Genomic DNA, 22741 nt, shown 5'->3' on the forward strand with positions numbered 1-22741 from the left:
TATATTAGAGCTTGTTTATCGCGGATAATATTTCGATGATTCTTTTAACCCCATCTTCGGCATTTATACCGCCGGCCTTTATATGCGCATCCGGCTTTTCCGGCTTTTCGTAAGGCGAATCTACGCCCGTATAGTTTTCGATTTCCCCGTTTAACGCTTTCTTATACCAGCCTTTAGGGTCTCTTTTTATACATTCGTGGAAAGGCGAATCAATAAATATTTCGACGAAATCGCCTGCGCCGATTATTTCCTTAGCCGTCTGCCTGTGTTTTTTTAGCGGCGATATAAACGATGCTATTACGATTATTCCTGCATCCACAAAAAGTTTAGCGATTTCGGCAACCCTTTTTATGTTTTCCAGCCTGTCCTCTTCAGAAAATCCTAGTCCTCTGCTTAGACCGTGCCTTATATTGTCCCCGTCGAGCAAATAAGTATGGTAATTTTTGGTGTTTAAGACTTCCTCGAGCATGTTTGCAATTATCATTTCCGCTATGATAAATATCTAAGGCCAATACTAACGGTTTTATTTCTTGTTTATAAAATTTCACAAATTTTCTGTTAATATTAAATCTATTTAAATATATGTCTATTTTAATAAACTTAATTTTATTGCTTATATTAAAATCGCCTTCCGGCGGCATTTTATCGGGTTCAGAAAATTTTTTGCTAATTTCTTCAATTAAACGGCTTATTTTAAAACTGCTTGAAATTTCATGCATGATAGTTAATTATCATTTTTTGTGCATTTTAATATTTATTTAATCCATTATTTGTTTTATTTATTATTCGTTATATCATTTTTAAGCGATAAAATAACCTCTTTCCAAATTTTAATTAGCGGCTCCATTTCAAAATCTATTAAATCCGCCAACATGACATAATCAAGAGTTTTTTGAGTTTCCAAAATATTTGAAAGTAATTTTTCCGTATCGTCAAAATAATCTTTAACGCTTTTTTCTTTATACTTATGCATTGAATAATCAATATTAAGAAATAAAGCTATTTTATCCATAATCTGGACAAAAGCTCCGATACCTTTCAAATCGGCGGCAAAATCTGTAAAACCTTCTCTATCGCTTCCAGCTCTTAATAAATCAGCCACTTTCCCAATATTTTTCAATAAATCGCTAAAATAAGCATCAACAGAATCTAAAGATTGCGCGACTAATTCCTGCGATGTCATCGTATTAATCTTGAATTTCCCTGGATTACTTAATTTAAATGATTTTGCTTTTTCGTCATCAATCATTAAATCATCATAATTCTTATCATCTAAAAATATTTCTTTAATTACCGTTCCCTTTGAAATAAATTTTTTTATGTCGTTAGTCAAAAAATCATAAATGTTTTCAACATTCGATGGATCAAAATCAATTTTATTGCCGTCAATTATAATATCCATTGTGCAACGCGCTCCTTAATAATTTTAAGTAAAATTATACAATAAAATATATATTTAATATTTTAATTAAATTTTAACTTAATTTCTTCTAAAAATACATCTATAAATTTTTTATAAGTTTTCAAAAAAAGTTTAAATCTTGAAAAATTTTTTAATCTGTCAAAGGCGATTCCAAATAAATCATAGCTTAAAGTACTTTCTTTTGCCGATCTATGCATAATATTTAAAGCATACAGCTCATCATAAGCTAAAGCCCTAAGCAATAGTGAATTGTCAATTCCGTTTAAATTAAAAAACAATTCAGCAATATAGTTTTTTTGATTATCTGTATTAATTTCATTATTTATAGATATTTTAATTAATGATTTGCAAAAAATCATTGCATCTATGCATAAATTTACCATAATATCTAAAATATTATATAATTTGCTTATATCAAAATTAAAATTTTCATCTAAATATGAATAGTTATCCATAAAAACTGTTATATCATCTTCGCTTAAGGGTTGACTGGAAATATTTGCAAGACAGGATTCCATCGCAAGTTTAAATATTTTTAACCTGAAATTTTCAAAAGTTAATTTTATATCTTTCAATGGTAAATAATCCATAAATCCATAACCGTCAAACTTTGAAACCATAGGGATTATTTTATTTAAAGCATGTAAATTATCACAGTCATTATTTAAAGCATTTAAATTTTCTTTATTTAATTTATTTTCTAATTTGAGCTTTATAATTTCAAAAACATTTTCGGGCCTTATATATTCGCCGCATAAATAATTTGTGCATGCCGTTTTAAAATCGCATGGAAAACATGGAATATCAGGTAAAATAAGTGTTTGGTTTTCTCTGTACGGTCCTGTTTCATAAAAACCTGCCTGCCCGGTATAAATAACTGTAACATCCGTTTCAACGGCAGTTGCTATATGCATTGTTCCAGTATCGTTAGTAACAAGCAAATTGCTTTTTTTTACAAAATTAACAAGTTCAGAAACAGTAGTTTTTCCTGTCAAATCGATAACATTATTACAATTATTATTATCTAAATAACTTTTAATATATTGTCCGCCTTCTTCATCATATTTAGCGCCTAAAATTAATATTTTAATATTTTTATCATATTTCAATAACGATTTCCCCAATTCTGCAAAATATTCCTTTTTCCATTTTTTTAAAGGGGAAGAAGCACCTATCGCAAAAGATATAATTCTATTATTTTTATTAACATTATTTATGCTAAAAAATTCATCTATTCTTTTCCTTGTATTCTTTTTTTTTTCGGTATTTAAATAAATTTTACCGGTATAATTATTTTGATTATATTTGCTATTGCCATTATTATTTTTATATATAACGTTGCGCATTATATTTTCGTTAAACATTTTTTCATATATATCAACAAGATTAATACAGCTTGCCTTTCTAACTTTTGCAATTGCGCTAAAAAATTTTAAAAATTCCCCGTAAGTAATTAGAGAATCTTCTCTATTTCTGGAAAAGCCGACAAATTTTTTTGAATTTAAAATATACATAAAATAAGAACTGGCTATATCATGAGTTAAATTAAAAACAATATCATAATTTTCACCGGTAAATTCTTTTAAAGCATTTTCAAATTTTTTGTATGTCTCATAATTAAAATTAAATTGATTGTTTTGAAGTTCAGTTAAAATAACATTCATATCAAAAATCCTGATTTCATCTATATCGTCAAAAAAATCACAAATTTCAAAAAAATCAGGAACCACTGCAAGCGTCACATAGCTGTCCGGATAAACAGCCTTGATTCGTTTAAATAAAGATGTGGATTCAATGAGATCCCCCATTCTTGTAAAATTTAACATTAAAATTTTTTGCATTATGTTATGGATTTAAGCTTTATTTGTTGAAGCATTAAAATTAAAGCTTCGGTTTTAGATAATCTTCCTCTGCCTTGTCTTATAAAATCAACAATATCATCTATAGAAATTTCATTCTTTGATACAGCGCCGTTATTTATCATTTCTGAAATTATACTATACAGTTCTTGATTTTCTTTAACCGAATTTAAAAGTTTAGCAAGGCTTTCTTTCCTATTTCCAAATTTTGATATATAAAAGTCATAAGAATCGATTAATATAATATTCATCATTTTTTCTATTCTTTTTTCATAAGTATGATATTTTCTTACCGTGTTGTAGCCATGCTCTGCTATTTCTAACCTTTCATCTTCATTTTTAAGATAATAATTTATTTTTTGCCTTAAATCTGAAATACTATCAAAAACTACAAAATCCTTTCCTTTTTCAAACTCATTGTCCATATATTTTCTGTTATCTACAAGCTGAAAACCGCCGCATCCTAAAATTTCATAAACTCTTGGATTTAAAAAATCGCCGTCGGGATTTATATCCCAGTGATATGTCGATGAGTGTAAATTTATATTTATTTTTGAATAATTATAAATTTTAACTACTTCTTCTTCGGTAAAACCTTTATTGTTGTTTTGAATGAATAAAGCCATCGGGGATTGCATATCCCAATCCCGCCCCCACAATTTAAAATTGTAATCGGCAAGCTTCAAAAATGCATTCCTTCTGTTATAATAACCTGCTCCCGCAAAACTTACATCGCTTCCGTAATATTCTTTGTCCTTTTCATTTATTTCAGAAATATCAAATTTTTTATGAAAATCAGGAAGACAAGCCAGAGGTATATAATAATAATTATTATCGGCAATCAATTTAAGTTCTTCAAAAAAATCGTCCTTCTGTATCGTAAAAAAATAATCAACATAAGGAGCGATTTCTTTCCAGTATGTCAAAACCCTAAAATCTTCGACAAACCAAAAAGCCGTTTTTATCCCCATCTCTCTAATTCTTTGAAGCACTGAAGAATTTACGGGGGATTGCGCCATAAAAAAAACCAAATCAGGTTTATCGTCTTGCAATTTTGCAATAATGGCTTCGCCCAATACATTTATAAAATTATCTCTTATAAATTTCAGATGTTCATTATTGGCGGTAAAATTTGAAAAATCAACATACGATTCAAAAAATTTTGAAAAATCTATAATATTAGCCTTATAGCCTAAATTTAAAAATGCTTTGTACACATAGTTTCCGATAGTAGAAGAACCGCCGTATAGCGGTTGAACTACCGTAACCTTAAAATTAGAATTATTAAAAAGTTGTTTTATATTAAAATTCTTATAAAAAATATCATATATTTCAGGAAAAGATTTTTGATATCCCGCAAGAGAAAAAAAAGCAAGATTTAACGAAGATAAATTAAGAGTTTCATCTAAATTATCCCCGTTAATGTTCTGGTTGAAAACAAATAAATCAATATATTTTAAAATATCGGATAAATCACAATTTTCTAATATTTCAAGCAATGAATCAAGAGACGGTTCTATTGCGGATATTTTTTTATTTATTTTATCGGATTCTGACCTATTGATAATTTCTTTAATATGATAACCGCATCCTATTCCAAAAATTAAATATCTTTCGGCATTAAAGGATAAAGTTTCAAAAAAAGAATTTATTAATTTTTTTGCCTCGCCGGCAGGATCGTAAACGGAATGAATTGTAATATTATTAATTTTTATGCTTTTAAGATTAGGTTGTTTAGTATCTATAATACTAATATTTATTTTTGAATTTATATCTTTGTTTTTAATTATAATATTAAAAAGTTCTTCATTGCTTTCTTTAATTATTTTTAAATTTTTTTCAAAATAATGCATTATTTAAATTACCAATTATTTTAATTTTATTTTTAAATTATCCAAAATTCCTGAACTAAATTCAACAAGATAAATAATTTCATTAAAAATATCTTTAAAATTTATTGAATTATTTATTAATTTATAATTAATTTCATCTGTAAAATAATCAAATATCAATGAATAATCAGGATAATTTATTTTTAAATTAACAATATTATTTTTAAAGTTTAAAAGCTCATATTTTTTTCGACTTTTTTCTTTTATATTATTAATAGAACAAGCATTTTTAAAAATTTCAATTAAATATTTTAATTCTGAATTTAAATTTTCGATTATAATATTATTTTTATCATTAAATATTTTACTGTTAAATAAATATTTTTTATTAATAATTTTTATTACATTTTCTTTCTTAATTTTATTTTGCTCGTCAAACGCAAATAGATTTATCCATGCATATTTGAAAATTTCGGCAATAAGTTCCTGTTTCGTAATATTTTGTTTAAAAATATTATAATATGCAACCGAAACAGAAGTATCACATTTATAAACATTAAATCTTTTTTCCTGCAAAGTTTGTTTCAGATTGTTTAAGAGCGTTTTTTTTGTATATTTTTTTCCCAATAATTTTAATTCAAGTACTTTAAATACATCATCTGCTTTAATATTATCTTTACATTTAAAATTATTTTCGCATTTTTCGGGTTCGCGGCATGGATAGCAAGATAAGATTGGGGAAATAACATAAGCATTTTTTAAATAAGGGCCCGTTTCATATACATTGGCGTTGCCGAGAAATATAGAAACGGAATCAAGACCGATATTGCATGCTATTTGCAATAATCCCGTATCGGGAGAAATAAGAATATCTCCTGTTTTGAGTAAATCTATTAATTTATTTAAAGTGGTCCTGCCTGTTAAATCTATAACGGAATGATTTAAATGATTTAAACCATTTTTGATTTCGGAAGCAGTTTCGATTTCTTTCTGCGTTCCAAGAAGTATTATTTCACAATCAAAATTTTTAATTATTGATTCGGCAAGTTTTGTAAATTCTTCCACAGGCCAATCCCGTTTGGAATTGCTTGAGGCTACAACAAAAAAAATTCTTATTTTATCTTTTATTTTTTTAAATTTAAAATTATACTTCGAATTTAAAAAATAACGGCCTGCACCGATTAGCGAAAATACATCTACGATATTTATTCTGTTTTGTTCTCTATACTTTATAGTATTATAAAAATAGTTTGCCGCTTTTCCCCTGCAAATAATTTCATTTTTTTTTTCGCTTTTACCGCATCCGATAAATCCAAATTTAACTTTTGAATCAATAATATTTAATATTAATGAATTTGTAATATCAAAAGTTAAATTTATTGCCTCGTCAAAATATATAAAATCATAATTGATACTGCTATCAATAGCGATATTATTTGAATTATTCCAGTAATAATTTTTAAAATTTAATTTAAATAATTCAATCTCGTTCGGATTTAATTTTAGTTTATTATTATTTGCAATATTTAAATAATAATGTTTGTAAAACTCCTTTTTACCTATTAATTCAATATTTGATTTAAAATTACTTTGAAGGTTGACAAAATCATCATCAACAACGACTAATATATTGCATTCATTATTATGCTTCTTTAATATATTATTGATTAAAGGCAGTGTTTGAAATAAATCGCCGATTCTTCTCGTTTGGAATATAATAATTTTCTTTTTATTCTCACGCGCAGACATGTGCAAAAGATTCCGCGGGGGTCATAATTTCTTCATGATTTTGAATTTTTTTCTCACGAGTAAGTTCAATTATCTTAACCCAATCGTTATGTAAATTCTCAAGTATTGATATTGCTTCGTCCATTTTATGAGTATCTTTTTTTAAGTTAGCGGTAGTTAAATGCATAGCCAGAAATATATATAATTTATCTAAATTTTTTGCTGTTTCCCCTCCTTTTTCAATATCCAATCTTGCCCTTAGTTCATTGATTATAGCAACGGCATTTGATATGTTTATAGATTTACCTGCGAAATCATTTGCCGAAAGTCTTTCTTTTGCAACTTTTATAAAATTAATAGCTCCTTCGTAAGCCATTAAAATAAGCTTTCCTTGGTCTGCGGTAGAAACATTGACTTCTTCATAGTTGGATAAACTCTTCTCCATAATCTTTTATCTCCTTAGGTTTTTAAAATATATAAATTTAAATAAATATTTTATATACTGAATTTATTAATTTTACGGCAGTTGGGCTATCTGGCTTGTAAGCGACTGCGATGTGGATTGCATTTGACCGATATATGACTCAAGCTGTGAAAATTCCTTTGCGTATGCCCCCATCTGTTCCTGCACTAAACTTTGCTGCAGGGAAATTTGATTATTTAAATTAGTAACATTGCTGTTAATGCCGGCTTCTTTATACTGGATTACCCCTGTTGCGGGGTTTGTAAAACCGTTAAGAAAATTAATCATACCGCCCGAACCTGCCACGCCGTTTGCGGTGGGCGAACCGTCAAATAATGAGCTGAAATATTGCTGCGCCTGATTTGGATTAGAACTTAAAATAGAATTAAGCGTAGATGAACTAAACTGAATCTTACCGCTGCCGGAAGTATCGGGAGTTATGCCGAAAGTGGAAGCAAGACCGTTATTGCCGGTAAGCTGCGGCGCCTCAGTCGCCATAAAAGACATAAGGCTATTTTTTAAAGTTTGAAGCGTGGCGCTTCCGCCGAGAGGTCCTGTGGACTTATTTGTCGTATTATATTGAAGCTGGGAATTGATATCCGTAATGAGCTGATTATAACTTGAGACAAAACCTGTAACCGCCGAATCTATCGAACTATTATTAAGAGCCACAGTTACAGTATCAGACCCTGTTCCCGCAAGGGTCAAAGTAACTCCCGGTATTGCATTGGTAACGGTATTGGACTGGCTCTGAATATAATCGTTGCCATAATTAATAACGGCATTTTGAGCTGCCGCCATTGTAGGATTAAAAGCATCTAAGGAAAATTTGTCACCCGACGACACGGTCTGACCGTTAGCAAAGGTAAGCTCGATGCCGCTGTTTGTGGAATTTGACGAAGTAGCGCCGTCTATATAATAAGATGTTGTTCCAGTTTCGGTTGACGGAACCGTAAAACTTCCCGATTGACCCGAAGAATTGGTCCAGTCATATGTAATTGCATTAGTTCCGACAGTTCCGCTGCCTTGAGCCGTAAAAGTATATGTCTGGGTCTGTGTCCCTGTGTATGTTCCTGTATCGGACGGCAAAGCATCTGTTGAAACTGCTTGATTAACCCAATATGTCGGGTTTATACTGGTTGAGTTCAGATTAAGATTTACCGCACCGCCAGATAAATTATTCGTAATAGTAATAGCACTGTTAGTTCCTGTGGTATTACTTGTTAAAACCAACCTGTACGGGTTATTGGCGATTCCGTCATTAATTATAGCCGCGCTGACCCCTGCCCCTGCATTGTTTATTGCCTGCTGCAAATCAGCCAAAGTATAACCTGTAGTTGAACTTAAAGTAACATTTGTCGTCGTTCCGTTAACGGTTATGCCGAATGTTCCCGTTCCGCTTCCTGCAACGGCAGTTGAAGTTGAAGCAACGCCCTGTGAACCTATCTCCGCCGCCTGCGCAAGCTGATTAACGGTAAAAGAGTATGTCCCTGGCAAAGCGGATGACGAAGCCGTTGCGGTTGCAACGGAAGAATTACTGGGGGTTGCAGTATATGACTGCATCAAGCTTGGACTTGCCAGTGCCTGTGCCGCCGTATTTAAATTGCCGAGATCGGTTCCTATCGTCTGCCATGCCGAAAGCTGATTGCTATAAACACCGGCCTGCATTTGAAGAACGGTTATAGGTTGTGAAAGGTATTGCTGCAGTGCGGATAAAATTTGGTTATAATTTATACCTGAGACAGGTCCTGTCCCCATTGTGATTAAGCCTTGATTCGGATATGAGCTTGTTTGTTGAATTGACATAATATATCACCCCATATTACCCAAATCCAGATTTAGAAATTTATTTTCTGGATTCCCGCTTTCGCGGGAATGACAATGCAGTGATTTAAAGTTTCACCCTTTGGGTGTCATTCCCGCGAAAGCGGGAATCCAGAATTACTTAATATTGGAATATCTTAAATATTTTCTAAATCGGGATTTGGGTATTACTGCATTTTTATTAAAATTTACGCTATCTAAAAATTATTCAAAGTTTTTTATGATAAAGCATTCCTTTTTGATAATCTTTTATATATTTAAGCGCCTGGCTTGGAGGCACGCTGCCGATTACTTTGCCGGTTTTAAAATCAATTATATCCAATATAACGCCGCTGTCCGAACCGCTCCACTTATATAAAAAAGCAGTGGGAAGAAGCGGCGAAGGATTTAAGGTTTTTTTAATTTGTGCGCTTAACTGTTTTGCTTCCGTATTTTTATCGTTAATTTGTTGATTAATGAAATTTGCGGCAGAATTATTTTGTGAACTATTGCTTGACAGCTTCGGCAAATTTGAATTATTACTAACACTATTAGCATTATAAGGCGGCGCATTGCCGCCTGCAGGCAGCATAACATTAGGTAACTGTCTTTGTCCGTTTAAATCTACATTAACTATATTTAAACTGCCGTTTCCTATATTCATGATAATTATTGCCTTGCAGGCGTAAGAGTTAGGATTTAATGCCCATTAAATAGTATTTAATCCTAACCCCTTTAACCTGCATAATTATATTAATATTAAATTTACCTGAGCAATGTTAAAAGCCCCTGCGGCACTAAATTAGCCTGCGCAAGCATAGCCTCGCCTGACTGGGCAAGGGTTGACTGCAATGTATAAGTTGCCATTTGCGAAGCAAAATTAACATCCATAATCTGAGAATAAGCAGCCTGAGTATTCTGCCCTTCAGTCTGTAAGTTATTTAATATCTGGGTAACCCTGTTTTCATAAGAACCTAACTGACCGCTCATTCCTGAAACCTGAATATTGGCCTGTTGAATAGCGCTAAGAGCGGTTAAAGCATCGCCGGTTGACAACAAATCAACAGAAGTTTGAACTGCTGTTCCATTGTTACCACCTGCAGCCACTGTAGAGTACACATAGCTGCCTAAGTTGCCTAAAGTTGAACCGCCGCCAGATGAGGATGCGGAATAATAATTAATGCCTGACAGTGAAATAAATTCTGTGGCAGTCAAAACCGAAGTGCCTGAAGACAAAAATACGGTCCCTGCATTCAGACCCAATTGAGAAGCTTCCGTTCCGCTTATTGTCACTCCGATTTGATTTGTAGCGGTATTTGCATTGTATCCGATTTGAAAATTAAAACTGGTTGCCGATGTATATATCACTGATGTTTGCCCTGCACTTTGAACCGTAACATAAGCGCTTCCGCTTCCGCCGTTTAACAAATGAAGACCGTTAAATTGTGTTGATTGAGATAACTGGGTTATCTCTGACGCTAACTGATTATATTCGCTGTTTAGAGCTGCAAGATCAGACGCGCTTGACGTTCCGTTCGCCGCTTCTGTTGCCAGCGTCTGCATTGTTCCAAGCATCCCCTGAATAGTGGACAAACCTCCTGAAGCAATAGCAACCAATGAATTAGCATTATTGGAATTTCTGGTTGCCTGCGCAATACCAAGATTTGTAGAATTCAATCCCTGGGCTATTTGGTAACCTGCAGGGTCAACCCATGCGCCGACTATTCTTAAACCGCTTGATAATTTTTGAAGCGACAAACCTAAGGCATTTGAAGTGTTTTGAAGGTTGTTTTCCGCAATAATTGCAGATTGGTTTGAATTGATAAATAAACCGTTATACATTTTATCCTCCGTGATAAATTTTTCCGGCATCCGTGCCGAAAGTTTTGTTTAATTTTACATTGAATTATTAAAATAGTAAGGCTATATGCCAAAATACTAACCCCGTTCACCTCCTTTTTGTATTAATTAATTCACATTTTTAAAAAATTGAAGGCAAATCACCCTCTTTCTTTTTTATAGCCTTTGTTTATATATCGTCCTTTTAAAAATAAACTTTAATTTTTTTCAAAAATGTCTATTTCCTCGGCAACGCTTTGCGGCGATAAACCATCCGTATAAATTATCATATCGGCTTTTTTATAAAATCTTTCCCGCTCGTCAAGTTTATTTTTAATATCCTTTTCGCTAAAACCGTTTATTCCTAAAACCGGACGGTTCTTTTCCGCCCTGATTCTTTGATATATCGTTTTGCCGCCGGCTTTAAGGTATATGGTATAACCCAATTTTTTCAATATTTCCATGTTGTTTTTATAAACCGGCATACCTCCTCCCGTGGAGATTACCCAACGTTTATCCTCTCCGTTTATAATTAAATTACCGGATTTTAAAAAAAATGGGTCTGATTTCAAATCAGACCCATTTTTTTCTTCTCTTAAGAAACTTAAAATATTATTTTTGTTTTTTTTGAAATCCTTTAAAATTTTATTTTCCGCGTCCCTGAAATAAGCCTCGCCTTTTTGCTTAAATATTTCATTAATCGTCATGCCCTCGCGGCTTTCCGCAATATAATCGAGGTCAACAAAGTTATACCCCCATTTTTCTGCCAAAAGCCGGCCCACCTCCGTTTTTCCCGCCCCCATAAATCCGATAAGCACAATATTTGTTTTCATTTTCATCATCCTTTTCTGGATTCCCGCCTTCGCGGGAATGACTAACAGTGGTTGTCATTCCCGCGAAGGCGGGAATCCATGCTAATCTAATCCTTCACTACTTTTTCTTGATATACCCTTCGTAATTTCTTTTAATCTCGTCTAAGCCGTCTCCGCCGAACTTTTTTAAGAAGAAATAGCAGATAGAAAAGGCCAAAGCGGCCTCCGCCACAACGGAAGCGGCGGGAACGGCGCAAATATCAGACCTTTCAAGAAACGCCTTTTTGGCTTCGCCCGTTTCTAAATCGACCGTGTCAAGATACGGCTTCATAAGCGTAGGAATAGGCTTCATTGCGCATCTGACGCTGATAACCCCGCCGTTAGACATTCCGCCCTCTATGCCGCCGGCATTGTCGGTCTTTCTATAAAAACTCCCGGCCTCGCCTTTGCCGCCGGTGAAATCAGACCCCTTTTTTCCGTAATAAATAGAATCATGATATTCTGAACCCTTTACAAAAGCCGACTTAACGCCCGAACCTATTTCCACACTTTTAATCGCTTGAATACTCATTAAAGACATTGCAATATGGGCATCCAATTTCTCGTCCCACTGGGTAAAACTGCCCAGACCTATCGGAAGATTTTTTACCTGCGCGACAATTAAGCCGCCCACGGTATCCCCCTCTGTTTTCATCTTATCGATTAATGCTTTTGCCTTACCTTCCAAATCTGGATAAGGCATTCTAAGTTCGGAATTGTTAATATTTTTAACAATTTCGTTGTCGAAAAGGTCGATAGCGTCAAAGAAAAAGGCGTCAGAATTGAAATCAGACCCATTTTTAGAACCGGCACCGCCGATACTGAGCACCGCCGAAGCGAACTCGATGCCGAAATTATTCAAAAGTATCTGGCATATCGCCCCGACAGCAACCCGCGAGGCGGTTTCCCTTGCGCTCGAACGCTCCAGAACATTTCTTATATCGTCAAGGCCGTATTTTAGCGAGCCGGCAAAATCCGCGTGCCCGGGTCTCGGAACATGAATTTTGGTTTCTTCGGGAACGGGCTTATAGGCATCCATTCTTTCTTTCCAGTTTTCGTAGTCCTTATTTTTTATAAAAAAGGATACCGGGGAACCCGTTGTATATCCGCCCCTGATGCCGGATAAAAATTCGATTTTATCGGTTTCTATTTTCTGCCTTGCGCCCCTGCCGTAGCCCGATTGCCGTAAGACTAACTTTCTATCGATAAAATCCCCGTCTATTTTCACACCCGCAGGAAAGTTGTCTATTATCGTAACGAGTCCTTTTCCGTGAGACTCGCCCGCCGTCAAAAATCTTAACATATATTATTTCACCCATTCCTTGAAAAAGTGAAAAGGGGACAGACCCCTTTTTCTTCTTTTTCTTTATTTTTCTTTACTATACTTAATCAAGTCATTCCTGCGTAGGCAGGAATCTATGCCGCAATTAATCCCGATCACATACGTAATTCTTTAACGCTGGATTACCGCTTCGCTCTCGTGCCTTACGGCACTCGTGAAGTTCCTTTAGAACTTTCCCGCTTTCGCGGGAATGACAAACCTCTGTTTCCCCTTATCCTTCTATCATTGCATAAGCATTATGATTATGTATGCTTTCAAAATTTTCGGCCTCGACTTTATACCACTTGATATCTTTGTTCTCTTTTAAAATTCCTGCCACGCACCTGACCACATCCTCGACAAACCTCGGATTTTCATAAGCATGTTCCGTCAGATACCTTTCGTCCGACCTTTTTAAAAGCGAATATATCGGAGAACTTGCGCATGATTCCACATCTTCTATTATATCTTCGAACCATATCAATTTGCTAAATTCGACGGAAACCGAAACGACGCCCCTCTGGTTATGCGCCCCATATTTCGATATTTCCTTAGAACAGGGACACAGGGTATTAATAGGCACCTTAACGCCGATTTTAATAACGCTTTCTTCATTTTCCTCAATACCCGCAGAAAAGGTGTCGGATTTAAAATCTGACACCTTTTCTGATTTATCGTTCCGCGCCTTATTTTTTATCGTGCCGTTATAATAACAAACATACTCCATTAAGCTTTTTTTTCTGCTGACGGGGGCTGTTTTCTCGATAAAATAAGGAAATTCCATTTCGACCGAAGCCGAACCTGCATTCAAAACTTTTTTAATTTTCCTTAAAATATCAGGAAAGCTGACTATGCTTATTTCGCCCATATGTTCGTTTAAAACCTCTAAGAAGCGGCTCATATGCGTTCCTTTGAAATAATGCGGAAGGTCAACATACATATTAATATTGGCTATGGTATGCTGGAGAGATTTTTTTTTATCGAGAACGGCAATCGGATAACTGAGATTTTTTATGCCGACTTTGTCTATGGCTATTCCTCTTTTATCCTTCGAATTTTGAACATCTATCAACATTGCTTAATTTTATCAAAAAAACACAATAAAAAAAAGGGGGAGCAAATAGAAAAAGGTGTCGGATTTCAAATCCGACACCTTTTTCTCAATATTGCGTGAATGCCAAAAACAAAAGAAATAATCAACTTTTTATAATTCTTGGAGTAATAAATATCAATAATTCATCTTTGGAATAGCTTATGTTTTGAGATTTAAAGAGCCAGCCTAAAAGAGGGATGCTCATTAATCCGGGAATTCCGTTATTGGTCACCGTTTTGTTCATCTGGTAAACTCCGCCTATAACGACTGTCTGCCCATTTTTAATAATAACCGTAGAATTTGCGCTTTCAGTGTCGAGCGTTGCCTGCGCGCCAGAAACCGGCGGCGCAACCGTATTGTTTGTAGAATTTATAACGAGTTTAACATTTCCGTTAGCCATAATATGAGGAGTTATGTTAAGAGATATCTGCGCTGTAATGGCCTGGGGCGCGGCAGTAGCTCCGACACCCGCAACTCCCGGCAAATATAAAGTTTCTCCTTTTTCAATAGTAGCTTTCTGATTATTAAGAACGACAACTTTAGGAGATGCAATAGATTTTGCCTTCGATAAACTTTCAAGCGCCTCAAGAGTCGCATTTATGCTGACAGCCGAGTTCAATATTCCCAGGGAAAAAGTTCCGGGAGATGCCTGTGTAGTAAGCGTAGGACTGAGACCAGGACCCGCGGGAGAACCGGTTGTTTCGCCCCCTGCATATTTCGAGAAGGCAGGCAGCACAGAGGTCGGGGAGGCGCCGAGATAGCTTCCGTTCCAGTTAATTCCCAATTGGTTAGAGTAATTTTTACTGACCTCCACCATTTTGGCAATAATCATAACCTCAGGAGTTCTTTTGTCCAATCTTTCAATAAGGCTAACCGCCCTCATAACATGCTTAGCCGTATCCGTTATCATCAAGGCGTGAAGCGATTTATCGTATATTATTGTGCCTTGAGAGCTTAAAACCGTTTTAATTTTTGGCATAAGACCCGTTGCGCTAACATAATTCACAGGGACAATTTTAGTAATTTTTGGCTCCGAAATAGCTCTGGCGTTTCTTTCCGCAGAAACAACCGATGCTATCGTTCCAGACGCATTTATGTAATAAATCCCATCCTTTTTAACCATTCCAAGCCCGTATGCTTCCATTATAACCGACAATATATCTTTAAGCGGAACATTGCGCATTTTCATGGTTACGGTTCCTTTGACATCGGAACCGATTAGAACATTCATATTCGAAACCTTTGCTATCATTCTAATTACATCTACAATGCTTGCGTTTTGAAAATCAAAACTAATCCTCATGTCCGAGGGGTCGACAAAAAACTTTTTAACCGTTTGATGATTATTAGGATTATTGCCGCCCGAACTTGCAAAAGAGTTAATCTGAGGAAATATAACAAAAACCAAAAACAGAGATGCTATAAACATTAACTTAAGACCCGCTTTACGGTAAAATCTAAAATTGACCGCTTCGCTTTCCATTCTCTTTAATTTTTCCATTTTAATTTCCTCATAAATATAAAATATAAATAAAATTATCTCATTGACGAAATTACTTCGTAATCCGCATGACAACATTGACGGCGCGCATTTGCCCTAAAGCGTTATATGTATTTTCGACTAAGTTTATCGTACTGTCGTTAATGGATACTATTCTTGCCCTGCCAACCCCTATAATCGAACCGACCGTAACTATGTAAGACCTGTTATCGGGGGTCTGAATCATAGCGAAATATTTCCCCCTTCTTTCCATTATCCCGACTATTTTTAAAGATGACAGGCTGTATTGAAGCAGCGGTATTTCCCCGACCTTAAATGAAACGGATGGCTTTTTTGTATATAAAAATGTTTGAAACGGATTCCTTTTTAAAAAATAAGGATATACTAATGAGCTTTGATGTTTTTTAGCCTGCGGTTTTGTAAAGCCTGCCGACAAAGAAGGCAAAGCTAAAATGACGGCAAGCGATATTAATATTAAAACGGCTCTTTTCATTTTTTAACGACGCCTCCCGCTTTTTTAACAAGTTTTTGAGGGGGGGTTCCCGTAAAAGAAAAAGTAGTCCCATTAAAACTGACGGAAACCTTTTGTCCTTTTGCGCCGTTCGATATGGAAACATCATGGACATCGACTATTCTTTTCATAGTAGCAAGCTTATAAAAAAATTTATAAACATTGTAAAAATTTCCGCTTATATTCATCGAAAAGGGGACTGCTTCATAAAAACCTCTGGCAACAACCTTGCCGGGTTTAAACATTTTTAAATTAAGACCGAGAATTTTTTCATAATTTGCAATTTTCATAAGAAGCCCCGGAATATCCTTTTTTGACGGAAGTTCTAAGACGAGGCTCGCAAACTCTTTGTTTAAAGCTTCGTATTGCTTCACCAAAACGGGATAGCTTCTAACCAAAGCTAAATCGGCATCATATTTTGCTTTAACCGTATTTAAAACCCCCTTTTTTTGGCTTAAGCGCGCCTCTGACTTTGAATAAGACAGAAAATAATAGCCGCCCATAATAATTATGAATATTGCAACGCTCACAATTAAGCCATAGCCTGCTGGTCCATTAAATTTAATATTACGCGCTAATTTAGTGTCCATAGATTATTTATTGTTTACGGCACTTTTAATGCCCGGTTTATAATTTGCGTTAAATGTTAAATTAAAATTTTGGAGTTTTAATTCTTGTTTTTTGACCTCGGATGTCTGCAATAGCGTCACATTATTAAAATAATCGGTTTTGTTTAAATTATCCATGAAGAGCGATACAACCTGTCCGTCGAGGGCGATGCCGTTCACGCTTATATTGCCGTTAACCGACTTTAAAGAGTCGATCCATGCAAACCGGGGAAGCGCCGTTGTTATATAATATATATAACCTATCGGCCCGCTCTGTTCTTTTTTTAATGTTTTTATAATATTAATCTTTTGAAGAATATCGGCCTGTTTCTTTTTAATGGCGTTAACCTTTTGAACTTTGGGAAGCAGAGCGGAAGTCTTGCCGTTATATACCTTAATATTATTATTGACCGCATTAATCTTTGCCGTAATGGCTAAATTCATTGCCTCCGCAGCAACGACGCCCGCTATAATCGGTATTATCACAAAGCCGCTTATGCTCTTTATGCTTTTCTTTTCGATTTTAATTCTTGTCTTTTTCTGCTTTTTATTTAAATTAACTTTAATCATGCCATCTCCGCCATCTTCGCCCGCCGAAAAGACCTGCTTTTCGGAATTTGCGGGCGAAGATATGGAAGCCTTCGGCTTCCTCATTAAGTTACTTCATAATTTTATTATTCAAGCCCTCGTAATGCCAGCCCGACGACAACGCCGAACAGATGGCTTCGGTTATCGGCTGATTCATCTTTAAAAAGAATATTCCTGAACGGATTTATAACCTCTACCGGGATATTCAGTTTGCCCTCTATATCGCCCGAAAGACCTGGTAATTTACTTGAGCCGCCCGTTAAATAAATCTTTTTAGGATATTGTTTGTCGTTATTCGCCGCAAAATAATCTACCGTCCTTTGAATTTCCGAGGTCACTCTGGATATTATCATATTGAGATAAACGGCGTAATTCGATTGAAAATTAATATCCCGATTGCCGATATCGCCGGTTTTTATATTTTCTGCTTCGTTAAAATCTATCTGAAATTTCTTGGCTATCTCCTCGGTAATATTCACTCCTCCGATAGGAATATCCCTTCTAAACAAATTCAAACCTTTTTTAATTACATGAACATTTGTTTCCGATGCGCCGACTCTCACAAGCGATACAAGCTCGTCAAATTCTTCCGGATAGTTAAAGTTAAACATGTTTTCGACGGCTATACAATCCACATCCACCCTGAACGGATTTAGGCCGCATTCCTGTATGAGTTCTGTTTGATTGTTGATGATGTCTTTTTTACCTGCGACTATCATTATCATATTGTTGTTCGGATCCGTTTGAGATTCTCCTAAAACGACATAATCGTAAAAAACCTCGTTTATATCATAAGTAATGTATTGCTGGGCTTCGTAATATATCGACGAATCAAGCTCGCCTTCTTTCATTTTTGGCATTTCGATTGTTTTTATAATAACATGCTTGCACGGTACCGCTATAACGACATTTTTTTCTTTAATCCCAAGTCTCGAAAACGAACTTTTTAAATAAGAGGCGACGGAAGCCTTATCGTTTATTACCCCGCCGCTGACGGCACCGCCAGGTAAACCTATTACATCGGAATCCAAAACACGGTATTTATGACCCGACTTCGAAAGCCTTAATACCTTAATCGAATCCGAACCTATATCGATTCCTACGCCGTTTTTTAAACCAAAGCTAAGTTTAAATGCCATATAAGTTTATTACCCCTGTAATTTGACCGCTCCATGAAGTTACTTCGTAACTTTAAGTCCCCGTTCCCCGTCCATTTACTTACTTAATATTATATCGTCATTTTTTAATATTTTAATTAATTAATTATCATTAATTTTTATAACTATTTTAATGTAAATTATAATTAAATATAAAGATAAATCAAAACCGCTTTGATTGTCAAGTCTTTTTTATTAATTCTATTAAAAATTTTTAATTTATTTTTTTATCGATTTTTTTATTTCAATTTTGGCTTCAAAAATCGTATAATGTTTCCTAAAAATTATGAACAAAAACAAAATCATTCTATATTCTCTTTTTGCCGCACTGATAATCCTTTTTATAATCAGACTCGTATTGATAACAAAAATAGACCTGATTCCCGAGGAAACCTATTACTGGCAATGGTCAAGGCATTTATCGCTTTCTTACTATGATATGTCGCCTATGGTTGCCTATACGATAGCCTTGACGACATTTTTCGGCAGGCTTAATTCTCAGTTTTTCGTGAGGTTCGCGGCGCCTGCGATTTCTTTGATTTTATCGATATATGTATATTTGGCTTTAAAAAAGATTACGAACAATAATCTGCTTTCTCTGCTGTGGGCGGTGCTTTTAAACACAATCCCGATACTTAATGTCGGTTCGATATTAATTGTCTATGGAAACCTGCAAATGTTATTTTTCTCGCTGACGATATTGCTTTTAATATACCTTATTCTGACCAAAAAGGATTTTTATTGGTATCTCATAGGAATTTCAACGGGGCTTGCGCTGCTCAGCAAATATACGGCGGTTTTTATATACCCCATAGTGTTTTTATTTCTCGTTTTAAGCAAAAACTATCGTAAATATTTTTTTAAAAAAGAACCGTATTTAGCCCTTTTAATCGGGGCAGCCATATTTTCGCCCGTAATAATATGGAATTACCTGAACAATTTTGTATCTTTCAGGCATCTTATGACATTATCGGGTCATTTTGTAGGCTTTAGCGCATTTTTATCGAATCTGTTTTTATTTTTTATTTCCCAGATGGGTATAGTTTCCCCGTTTATATTTATAATTATGCTAATATCTATTTTTATAGGTTTCTATCTTGGATTAAAAGAAAATAACGACATATATTTAGCGCTATCCATATCATCCTTAGCTCCATTTTTATATTTTATATATCAATGTGCAAAAACAACGGTTCAGCCTAATTGGCCCGTATTTTTATATTTTCCCGCTTTTTTATTATCTTTTATCCTGATACTGCGCTTAAACTTAAATTTAAAATCGAAAAAACTTAAAAACTTAACAACCTATTTTTATGCCCTTTCTTTTATAACGGGACTTGTTTTTTCATTAATTATATTTTTAGAACCTTACTATCCGTTGATTAGCATTAAAATAAGCAAAAATCCTATGAGAGATGTATTGGGATGGAAAAAATTGGGGCATTATGTCGATAAGGAACTCGCGGCTCATAAAAAAGACAATTTATTAATAGCGGCAAGAAGGTTTCAGGTAGCAAGCGAACTTGCGTATTATGTAAAAGGAAAACCACAGACATACTCGTTTAATTATTTTATAAGAGATAACCAATATGCGTTCTGGAACAATTTTAACGATAAAAAAGGACGAAATTTCCTTTACATAATAGACATAAAATACGGCAAAAATATAGAAAACAAGTTATGCCAAAATTTTAAAAGCTGCACGCTGTTAAAAGAGGCGGCAATAACGGATAATCATGAAACAATAAGAACCGTAAAGATTTATTTGTTAAAAGACTTCTTATATAAAGATAAATACCTGTTTGAAAAATTCTCCTCGAAAGAGTTTTAACCCGGGATATATACTTATCTTATGCCAATTCATTTAATGCCTTTTCAAATGCTTTCGCATGAGCGCTTTCAGCCCTGCTCACCATTTCAAACCATTTTGCCAATTCCTCGTTGCCCTCAAGCCTTGCTTCTTTAGCCATTCTTGGATACATCTCCGCAACCTCGTATTTTTCACCCTCTATAGCCGCTTTTAAATTTTCTATCGTCGATTTTATCCCTTTTAAATGATTTAAATGTCCAAGCGCGTGCGCTGTTTCACCTTCGGAAATAGTTCTAAATAACTCTGCAACCTCTGGATACCCTTCGGCATCGGCCTGCCTTGCGTAAGCAAGGTATTTTCTATTAGCCTGAGACTCTCCCGAAAAAGCCTCCTTTAAATTATCTTCCGATTTCGACATAAAATATACCTCCTCTTTAATCATAACCGATTTATTTTATCTTATTTTCTGGATTCCTGCTTTCGCAGGAATGACAATGCTGAAATTTAACTTTTCACTCAACAGATGTCATTCCTGCGAAAGCAGGAATCCAGAAGTTGCTTAGCATTAGAAAGTTTATATATTTCTAATGCAGGATTAAGGTTATTAAAATCCCTTTTCCTGAAGCACTTTAACAGGGTCTGAAATCATATCGCTAAACTCGGCTTCTTTTTTGGAAAAACCAAATGCCAGCGCCATAAGTTGAGTTAAATATACAACCGGAAGCCCTGAATCCTTTCCAAACTTTTCGACTATCTTAGGCTGATTTACATCCAGCGCGCCCGCGCATTTTGGACAGATAAGAACAAGGAAATCCGCCCCTGCTTTTTTTGCCTTCGAAAGCGTCTGCGAACATAACGCAAAAGAGGTTTCTTCATCCTGAACAACATTTCTTCCGCCGCAGCACTGCACCTCGTTGCCGTAAAAAACGACTTCCGCACCCATAGCTTCTAAAAAATCATTCATAAACCGGGGTCTTTCGGAATTGTCTAACTCAGGTTTTTTATCGGTAAAAGTGTACATAGACGGCCTTGAGTAAAGGCATCCGTAATATGGCGCCGCTTTTAAACCTTTTAACGGCTTAACCGTATTTTTCTTTACCTCGTCCACCCCTTTTTCGTTATATAAAAACTCCAGAATATGCCTTGCTTCGCCGTCAGGGGTAAACTCGCCTTCAATTTCGCCCGTTTCTTTAAATATAGCGTTGACGGAGGCAAGTTCGTTTTTATTTTCCCTTACCCTTGTAATGGACCTGCTAAACTCGTGATAGCAGACCGAACATGCCATAACCAAATCTTTTGAGCCAAGCTGCGATTTTGCAAGCATCATATTTCTAAGCGGTAGATACATCGAAACCGCCCCTTTAGATTTCATCTCTCCTATGCCGCAGCAATTATAACCTTGCAGCTCGACAAGTTCGATGCCCATTTTTTTCGATACTAATTTAGAACTGTTATTATAAGCTCTATCTATCGTTAACAAAGCACATCCGGGATAATATGCCGCCTGGTTTTCCTTTAATTTTTCCATGTAAACCCCCATTAATTAATTTTTACCTTAATCCAGTCCTTGCCGCAAACATTTTATGCCTCGCTTCTTTCAAGGGCATTGGCATTTTTTAAATAATTTTCTATCGCCCCTTTTGATTTTCCCCAATTATGCGGTCTGCCGAGCTTTAATATCGAAAAGGCCCGTCCATCCTTAACCATTTTAAAAATAGCATCCCTTTCTATTTTTCCGATAAGTTCCTTTGTTCTCCCCATCTTTCGCATCGACGAGGTATGAAGCTTTGCCAGGTCTAATCTTCCGTGTCCCAGAATCATATCCTCGTATATCTTTTTAACATCTTCGTCAACTTTCAATTTACTTTCCACTTCTTCGGGAAAATATTTTTTTATCAAAAGCGCAAGCGCCTCCATCATTTCGGCGGGGTTTACCTGTTTAGGGCATCTCTGGGAACATTTATAGCACCCGACGCAACGCCATGCGACATCCACATATTTTTTTAACTCTTTTAAGTTGCCGAGCTGCATCATGTAAATAAATGCCCTCGGATTAAATCTCCGGTATAGCGGGGTCACGGTACAGCTTGCCGTACACATTCCGCACTGCCAGCATCTGTTAATTCTCGAACCTACAACCGTTTCTTTAATCTCCCGAAAGAAGCCCCTGTCAAACTCCGAATCGACCCTCGTAGTAATGAATGTATTCCATCTGCCCGAAACATCGACCCCGTCGATAACTAAATTTTTTTCTTCTTTGATGTGGTCGTCTTCGATTAAATGCCTTGCTATAATATGTTCTCCCTTTTCGGCAACAGGTCTTTTTTCTTGCTTTTCTAAAGCCATAAAGCCCT

The 22741-nt window shown here is 35.2% G+C and carries 21 protein-coding genes; 1 reads left to right on the top strand and 20 read right to left on the bottom strand.

Going from position 1 to position 22741, the window contains the following annotated elements; genetic code table 11:
• Positions 1 to 4 precede the first annotated feature (4 nt).
• From cysC to pilM, 17 genes are all read right to left on the bottom strand, one after another.
• On the bottom strand, positions 5 to 484 hold the full coding sequence (gene cysC / locus EVJ47_07400; protein RZD14052.1) for an adenylyl-sulfate kinase: 480 nt from the start codon (positions 482 to 484) through the stop codon (positions 5 to 7).
• A gap of 291 nt (positions 485 to 775) precedes the next feature.
• Positions 776 to 1402, bottom strand: coding sequence for a hypothetical protein (locus EVJ47_07405; protein ID RZD14053.1), 627 nt, complete (start codon positions 1400 to 1402; stop codon positions 776 to 778).
• A 62-nt stretch (positions 1403 to 1464) separates the two neighbouring features.
• A complete protein-coding gene (locus tag EVJ47_07410; protein ID RZD14054.1) occupies positions 1465 to 3264 on the bottom strand; it encodes a glycosyltransferase family 9 protein in 1800 nt (599 codons plus the stop codon).
• Positions 3264 to 5135 (bottom strand): hypothetical protein, encoded by a 1872-nt coding sequence (locus EVJ47_07415; protein ID RZD14055.1) that lies wholly within the window; start codon positions 5133 to 5135, stop codon positions 3264 to 3266. The genes EVJ47_07410 and EVJ47_07415 overlap by 1 nt, the downstream gene beginning before the upstream one ends.
• Positions 5136 to 5150: 15 nt before the next feature.
• Complete coding sequence (locus EVJ47_07420; protein RZD14056.1) at positions 5151 to 6863, bottom strand: hypothetical protein; 1713 nt, start codon at positions 6861 to 6863, stop codon at positions 5151 to 5153.
• The gene (fliS, locus tag EVJ47_07425) at positions 6850 to 7287 is read right to left on the bottom strand and encodes a flagellar export chaperone FliS (GenBank protein RZD14057.1); all 438 of its coding nucleotides are present in this window, start codon (positions 7285 to 7287) and stop codon (positions 6850 to 6852) included. Before fliS ends, EVJ47_07420 begins: the two co-directional genes overlap by 14 nt.
• A 72-nt stretch (positions 7288 to 7359) precedes the next feature.
• Positions 7360 to 9111, bottom strand: coding sequence for a hypothetical protein (locus tag EVJ47_07430; protein ID RZD14058.1), 1752 nt, complete (start codon positions 9109 to 9111; stop codon positions 7360 to 7362).
• A gap of 226 nt (positions 9112 to 9337) precedes the next feature.
• On the bottom strand, positions 9338 to 9772 hold the full coding sequence (locus tag EVJ47_07435) for a hypothetical protein (protein ID RZD14059.1): 435 nt from the start codon (positions 9770 to 9772) through the stop codon (positions 9338 to 9340).
• A 101-nt stretch (positions 9773 to 9873) separates the two neighbouring features.
• The gene (locus EVJ47_07440; GenBank protein ID RZD14060.1) at positions 9874 to 10980 is read right to left on the bottom strand and encodes a hypothetical protein; all 1107 of its coding nucleotides are present in this window, start codon (positions 10978 to 10980) and stop codon (positions 9874 to 9876) included.
• A 185-nt stretch (positions 10981 to 11165) separates the two neighbouring features.
• Positions 11166 to 11789: a shikimate kinase gene (locus EVJ47_07445; protein RZD14061.1), complete on the bottom strand. Its 624-nt coding sequence runs from the start codon at positions 11787 to 11789 to the stop codon at positions 11166 to 11168.
• 88 nt (positions 11790 to 11877) lie between these two features.
• Positions 11878 to 13101 (bottom strand): chorismate synthase, encoded by a 1224-nt coding sequence (locus tag EVJ47_07450; protein RZD14062.1) that lies wholly within the window; start codon positions 13099 to 13101, stop codon positions 11878 to 11880.
• Between the two features lie 250 nt (positions 13102 to 13351).
• A complete protein-coding gene (locus EVJ47_07455) occupies positions 13352 to 14191 on the bottom strand; it encodes a GTP cyclohydrolase I FolE2 (protein RZD14197.1) in 840 nt (279 codons plus the stop codon).
• Positions 14192 to 14315: 124 nt separating this feature from the next.
• A complete protein-coding gene (pilQ, locus tag EVJ47_07460) occupies positions 14316 to 15791 on the bottom strand; it encodes a type IV pilus secretin PilQ (GenBank protein RZD14063.1) in 1476 nt (491 codons plus the stop codon).
• Entirely contained in the window at positions 15766 to 16206 is a 441-nt protein-coding gene (locus tag EVJ47_07465) for a hypothetical protein (GenBank protein RZD14064.1), read from the bottom strand. Before EVJ47_07465 ends, pilQ begins: the two co-directional genes overlap by 26 nt.
• Positions 16203 to 16814 (bottom strand): hypothetical protein, encoded by a 612-nt coding sequence (locus tag EVJ47_07470; GenBank protein RZD14065.1) that lies wholly within the window; start codon positions 16812 to 16814, stop codon positions 16203 to 16205. Before EVJ47_07470 ends, EVJ47_07465 begins: the two co-directional genes overlap by 4 nt.
• Before the next feature lie 3 nt (positions 16815 to 16817).
• Positions 16818 to 17486 (bottom strand): hypothetical protein, encoded by a 669-nt coding sequence (locus EVJ47_07475; protein ID RZD14066.1) that lies wholly within the window; start codon positions 17484 to 17486, stop codon positions 16818 to 16820.
• A 20-nt stretch (positions 17487 to 17506) separates the two neighbouring features.
• Positions 17507 to 18559: a type IV pilus assembly protein PilM gene (gene pilM / locus EVJ47_07480; protein ID RZD14067.1), complete on the bottom strand. Its 1053-nt coding sequence runs from the start codon at positions 18557 to 18559 to the stop codon at positions 17507 to 17509.
• A gap of 304 nt (positions 18560 to 18863) precedes the next feature.
• Here pilM and EVJ47_07485 point away from each other — a divergent pair, with 304 nt between their 5' ends.
• Positions 18864 to 20408: a hypothetical protein gene (locus EVJ47_07485; GenBank protein RZD14068.1), complete on the top strand. Its 1545-nt coding sequence runs from the start codon at positions 18864 to 18866 to the stop codon at positions 20406 to 20408.
• Between the two features lie 19 nt (positions 20409 to 20427).
• Here the strand turns inward: EVJ47_07485 and EVJ47_07490 are convergent, their stop codons facing one another.
• The 3 genes from EVJ47_07490 to EVJ47_07500 form a co-directional block, all read right to left on the bottom strand.
• Positions 20428 to 20805: a rubrerythrin gene (locus tag EVJ47_07490; GenBank protein RZD14069.1), complete on the bottom strand. Its 378-nt coding sequence runs from the start codon at positions 20803 to 20805 to the stop codon at positions 20428 to 20430.
• A 186-nt stretch (positions 20806 to 20991) separates the two neighbouring features.
• Positions 20992 to 21927 carry a disulfide reductase gene (locus tag EVJ47_07495; protein ID RZD14070.1) on the bottom strand — a complete coding sequence of 312 codons (936 nt, stop codon included), beginning with the start codon at positions 21925 to 21927 and terminating at the stop codon, positions 20992 to 20994.
• 41 nt (positions 21928 to 21968) lie between these two features.
• The gene (locus EVJ47_07500) at positions 21969 to 22733 is read right to left on the bottom strand and encodes a 4Fe-4S dicluster domain-containing protein (protein ID RZD14071.1); all 765 of its coding nucleotides are present in this window, start codon (positions 22731 to 22733) and stop codon (positions 21969 to 21971) included.
• Positions 22734 to 22741: the final 8 nt, after the last annotated feature.

This window comes from Candidatus Acidulodesulfobacterium ferriphilum, assembly GCA_004195035.1.
GTDB lineage: Bacteria > SZUA-79 > SZUA-79 > Acidulodesulfobacterales > Acidulodesulfobacteraceae > Acidulodesulfobacterium > Acidulodesulfobacterium ferriphilum.

Excerpts from the sequence above, each read along its gene's own strand:
- EVJ47_07410 (RZD14054.1), bottom strand. The coding sequence starts at position 3,264 with ATGCAAAAAATTTTAATGTTAAATTTTACAAGAATGGGGGATCTCATT.
- EVJ47_07485 (RZD14068.1), top strand. The coding sequence starts at position 18,864 with ATGAACAAAAACAAAATCATTCTATATTCTCTTTTTGCCGCACTGATA.
- EVJ47_07475 (RZD14066.1), bottom strand. The coding sequence starts at position 17,486 with ATGAGGAAGCCGAAGGCTTCCATATCTTCGCCCGCAAATTCCGAAAAG.
- EVJ47_07420 (RZD14056.1), bottom strand. The coding sequence starts at position 6,863 with ATGTCTGCGCGTGAGAATAAAAAGAAAATTATTATATTCCAAACGAGA.
- EVJ47_07470 (RZD14065.1), bottom strand. The coding sequence starts at position 16,814 with ATGGACACTAAATTAGCGCGTAATATTAAATTTAATGGACCAGCAGGC.
- EVJ47_07435 (RZD14059.1), bottom strand. The coding sequence starts at position 9,772 with ATGAATATAGGAAACGGCAGTTTAAATATAGTTAATGTAGATTTAAAC.
- EVJ47_07465 (RZD14064.1), bottom strand. The coding sequence starts at position 16,206 with ATGAAAAGAGCCGTTTTAATATTAATATCGCTTGCCGTCATTTTAGCT.
- EVJ47_07500 (RZD14071.1), bottom strand. The coding sequence starts at position 22,733 with ATGGCTTTAGAAAAGCAAGAAAAAAGACCTGTTGCCGAAAAGGGAGAA.
- EVJ47_07415 (RZD14055.1), bottom strand. The coding sequence starts at position 5,135 with ATGCATTATTTTGAAAAAAATTTAAAAATAATTAAAGAAAGCAATGAA.
- EVJ47_07405 (RZD14053.1), bottom strand. The coding sequence starts at position 1,402 with ATGGATATTATAATTGACGGCAATAAAATTGATTTTGATCCATCGAAT.
- pilQ (RZD14063.1), bottom strand. The coding sequence starts at position 15,791 with ATGTTGTCATGCGGATTACGAAGTAATTTCGTCAATGAGATAATTTTA.
- EVJ47_07490 (RZD14069.1), bottom strand. The coding sequence starts at position 20,805 with ATGTCGAAATCGGAAGATAATTTAAAGGAGGCTTTTTCGGGAGAGTCT.
- EVJ47_07430 (RZD14058.1), bottom strand. The coding sequence starts at position 9,111 with ATGTCAATTCAACAAACAAGCTCATATCCGAATCAAGGCTTAATCACA.
- fliS (RZD14057.1), bottom strand. The coding sequence starts at position 7,287 with ATGGAGAAGAGTTTATCCAACTATGAAGAAGTCAATGTTTCTACCGCA.
- cysC (RZD14052.1), bottom strand. The coding sequence starts at position 484 with ATGATAATTGCAAACATGCTCGAGGAAGTCTTAAACACCAAAAATTAC.
- EVJ47_07450 (RZD14062.1), bottom strand. The coding sequence starts at position 13,101 with ATGTTAAGATTTTTGACGGCGGGCGAGTCTCACGGAAAAGGACTCGTT.
- pilM (RZD14067.1), bottom strand. The coding sequence starts at position 18,559 with ATGGCATTTAAACTTAGCTTTGGTTTAAAAAACGGCGTAGGAATCGAT.
- EVJ47_07445 (RZD14061.1), bottom strand. The coding sequence starts at position 11,789 with ATGATGAAAATGAAAACAAATATTGTGCTTATCGGATTTATGGGGGCG.
- EVJ47_07440 (RZD14060.1), bottom strand. The coding sequence starts at position 10,980 with ATGCCGGAAAAATTTATCACGGAGGATAAAATGTATAACGGTTTATTT.
- EVJ47_07495 (RZD14070.1), bottom strand. The coding sequence starts at position 21,927 with ATGGGGGTTTACATGGAAAAATTAAAGGAAAACCAGGCGGCATATTAT.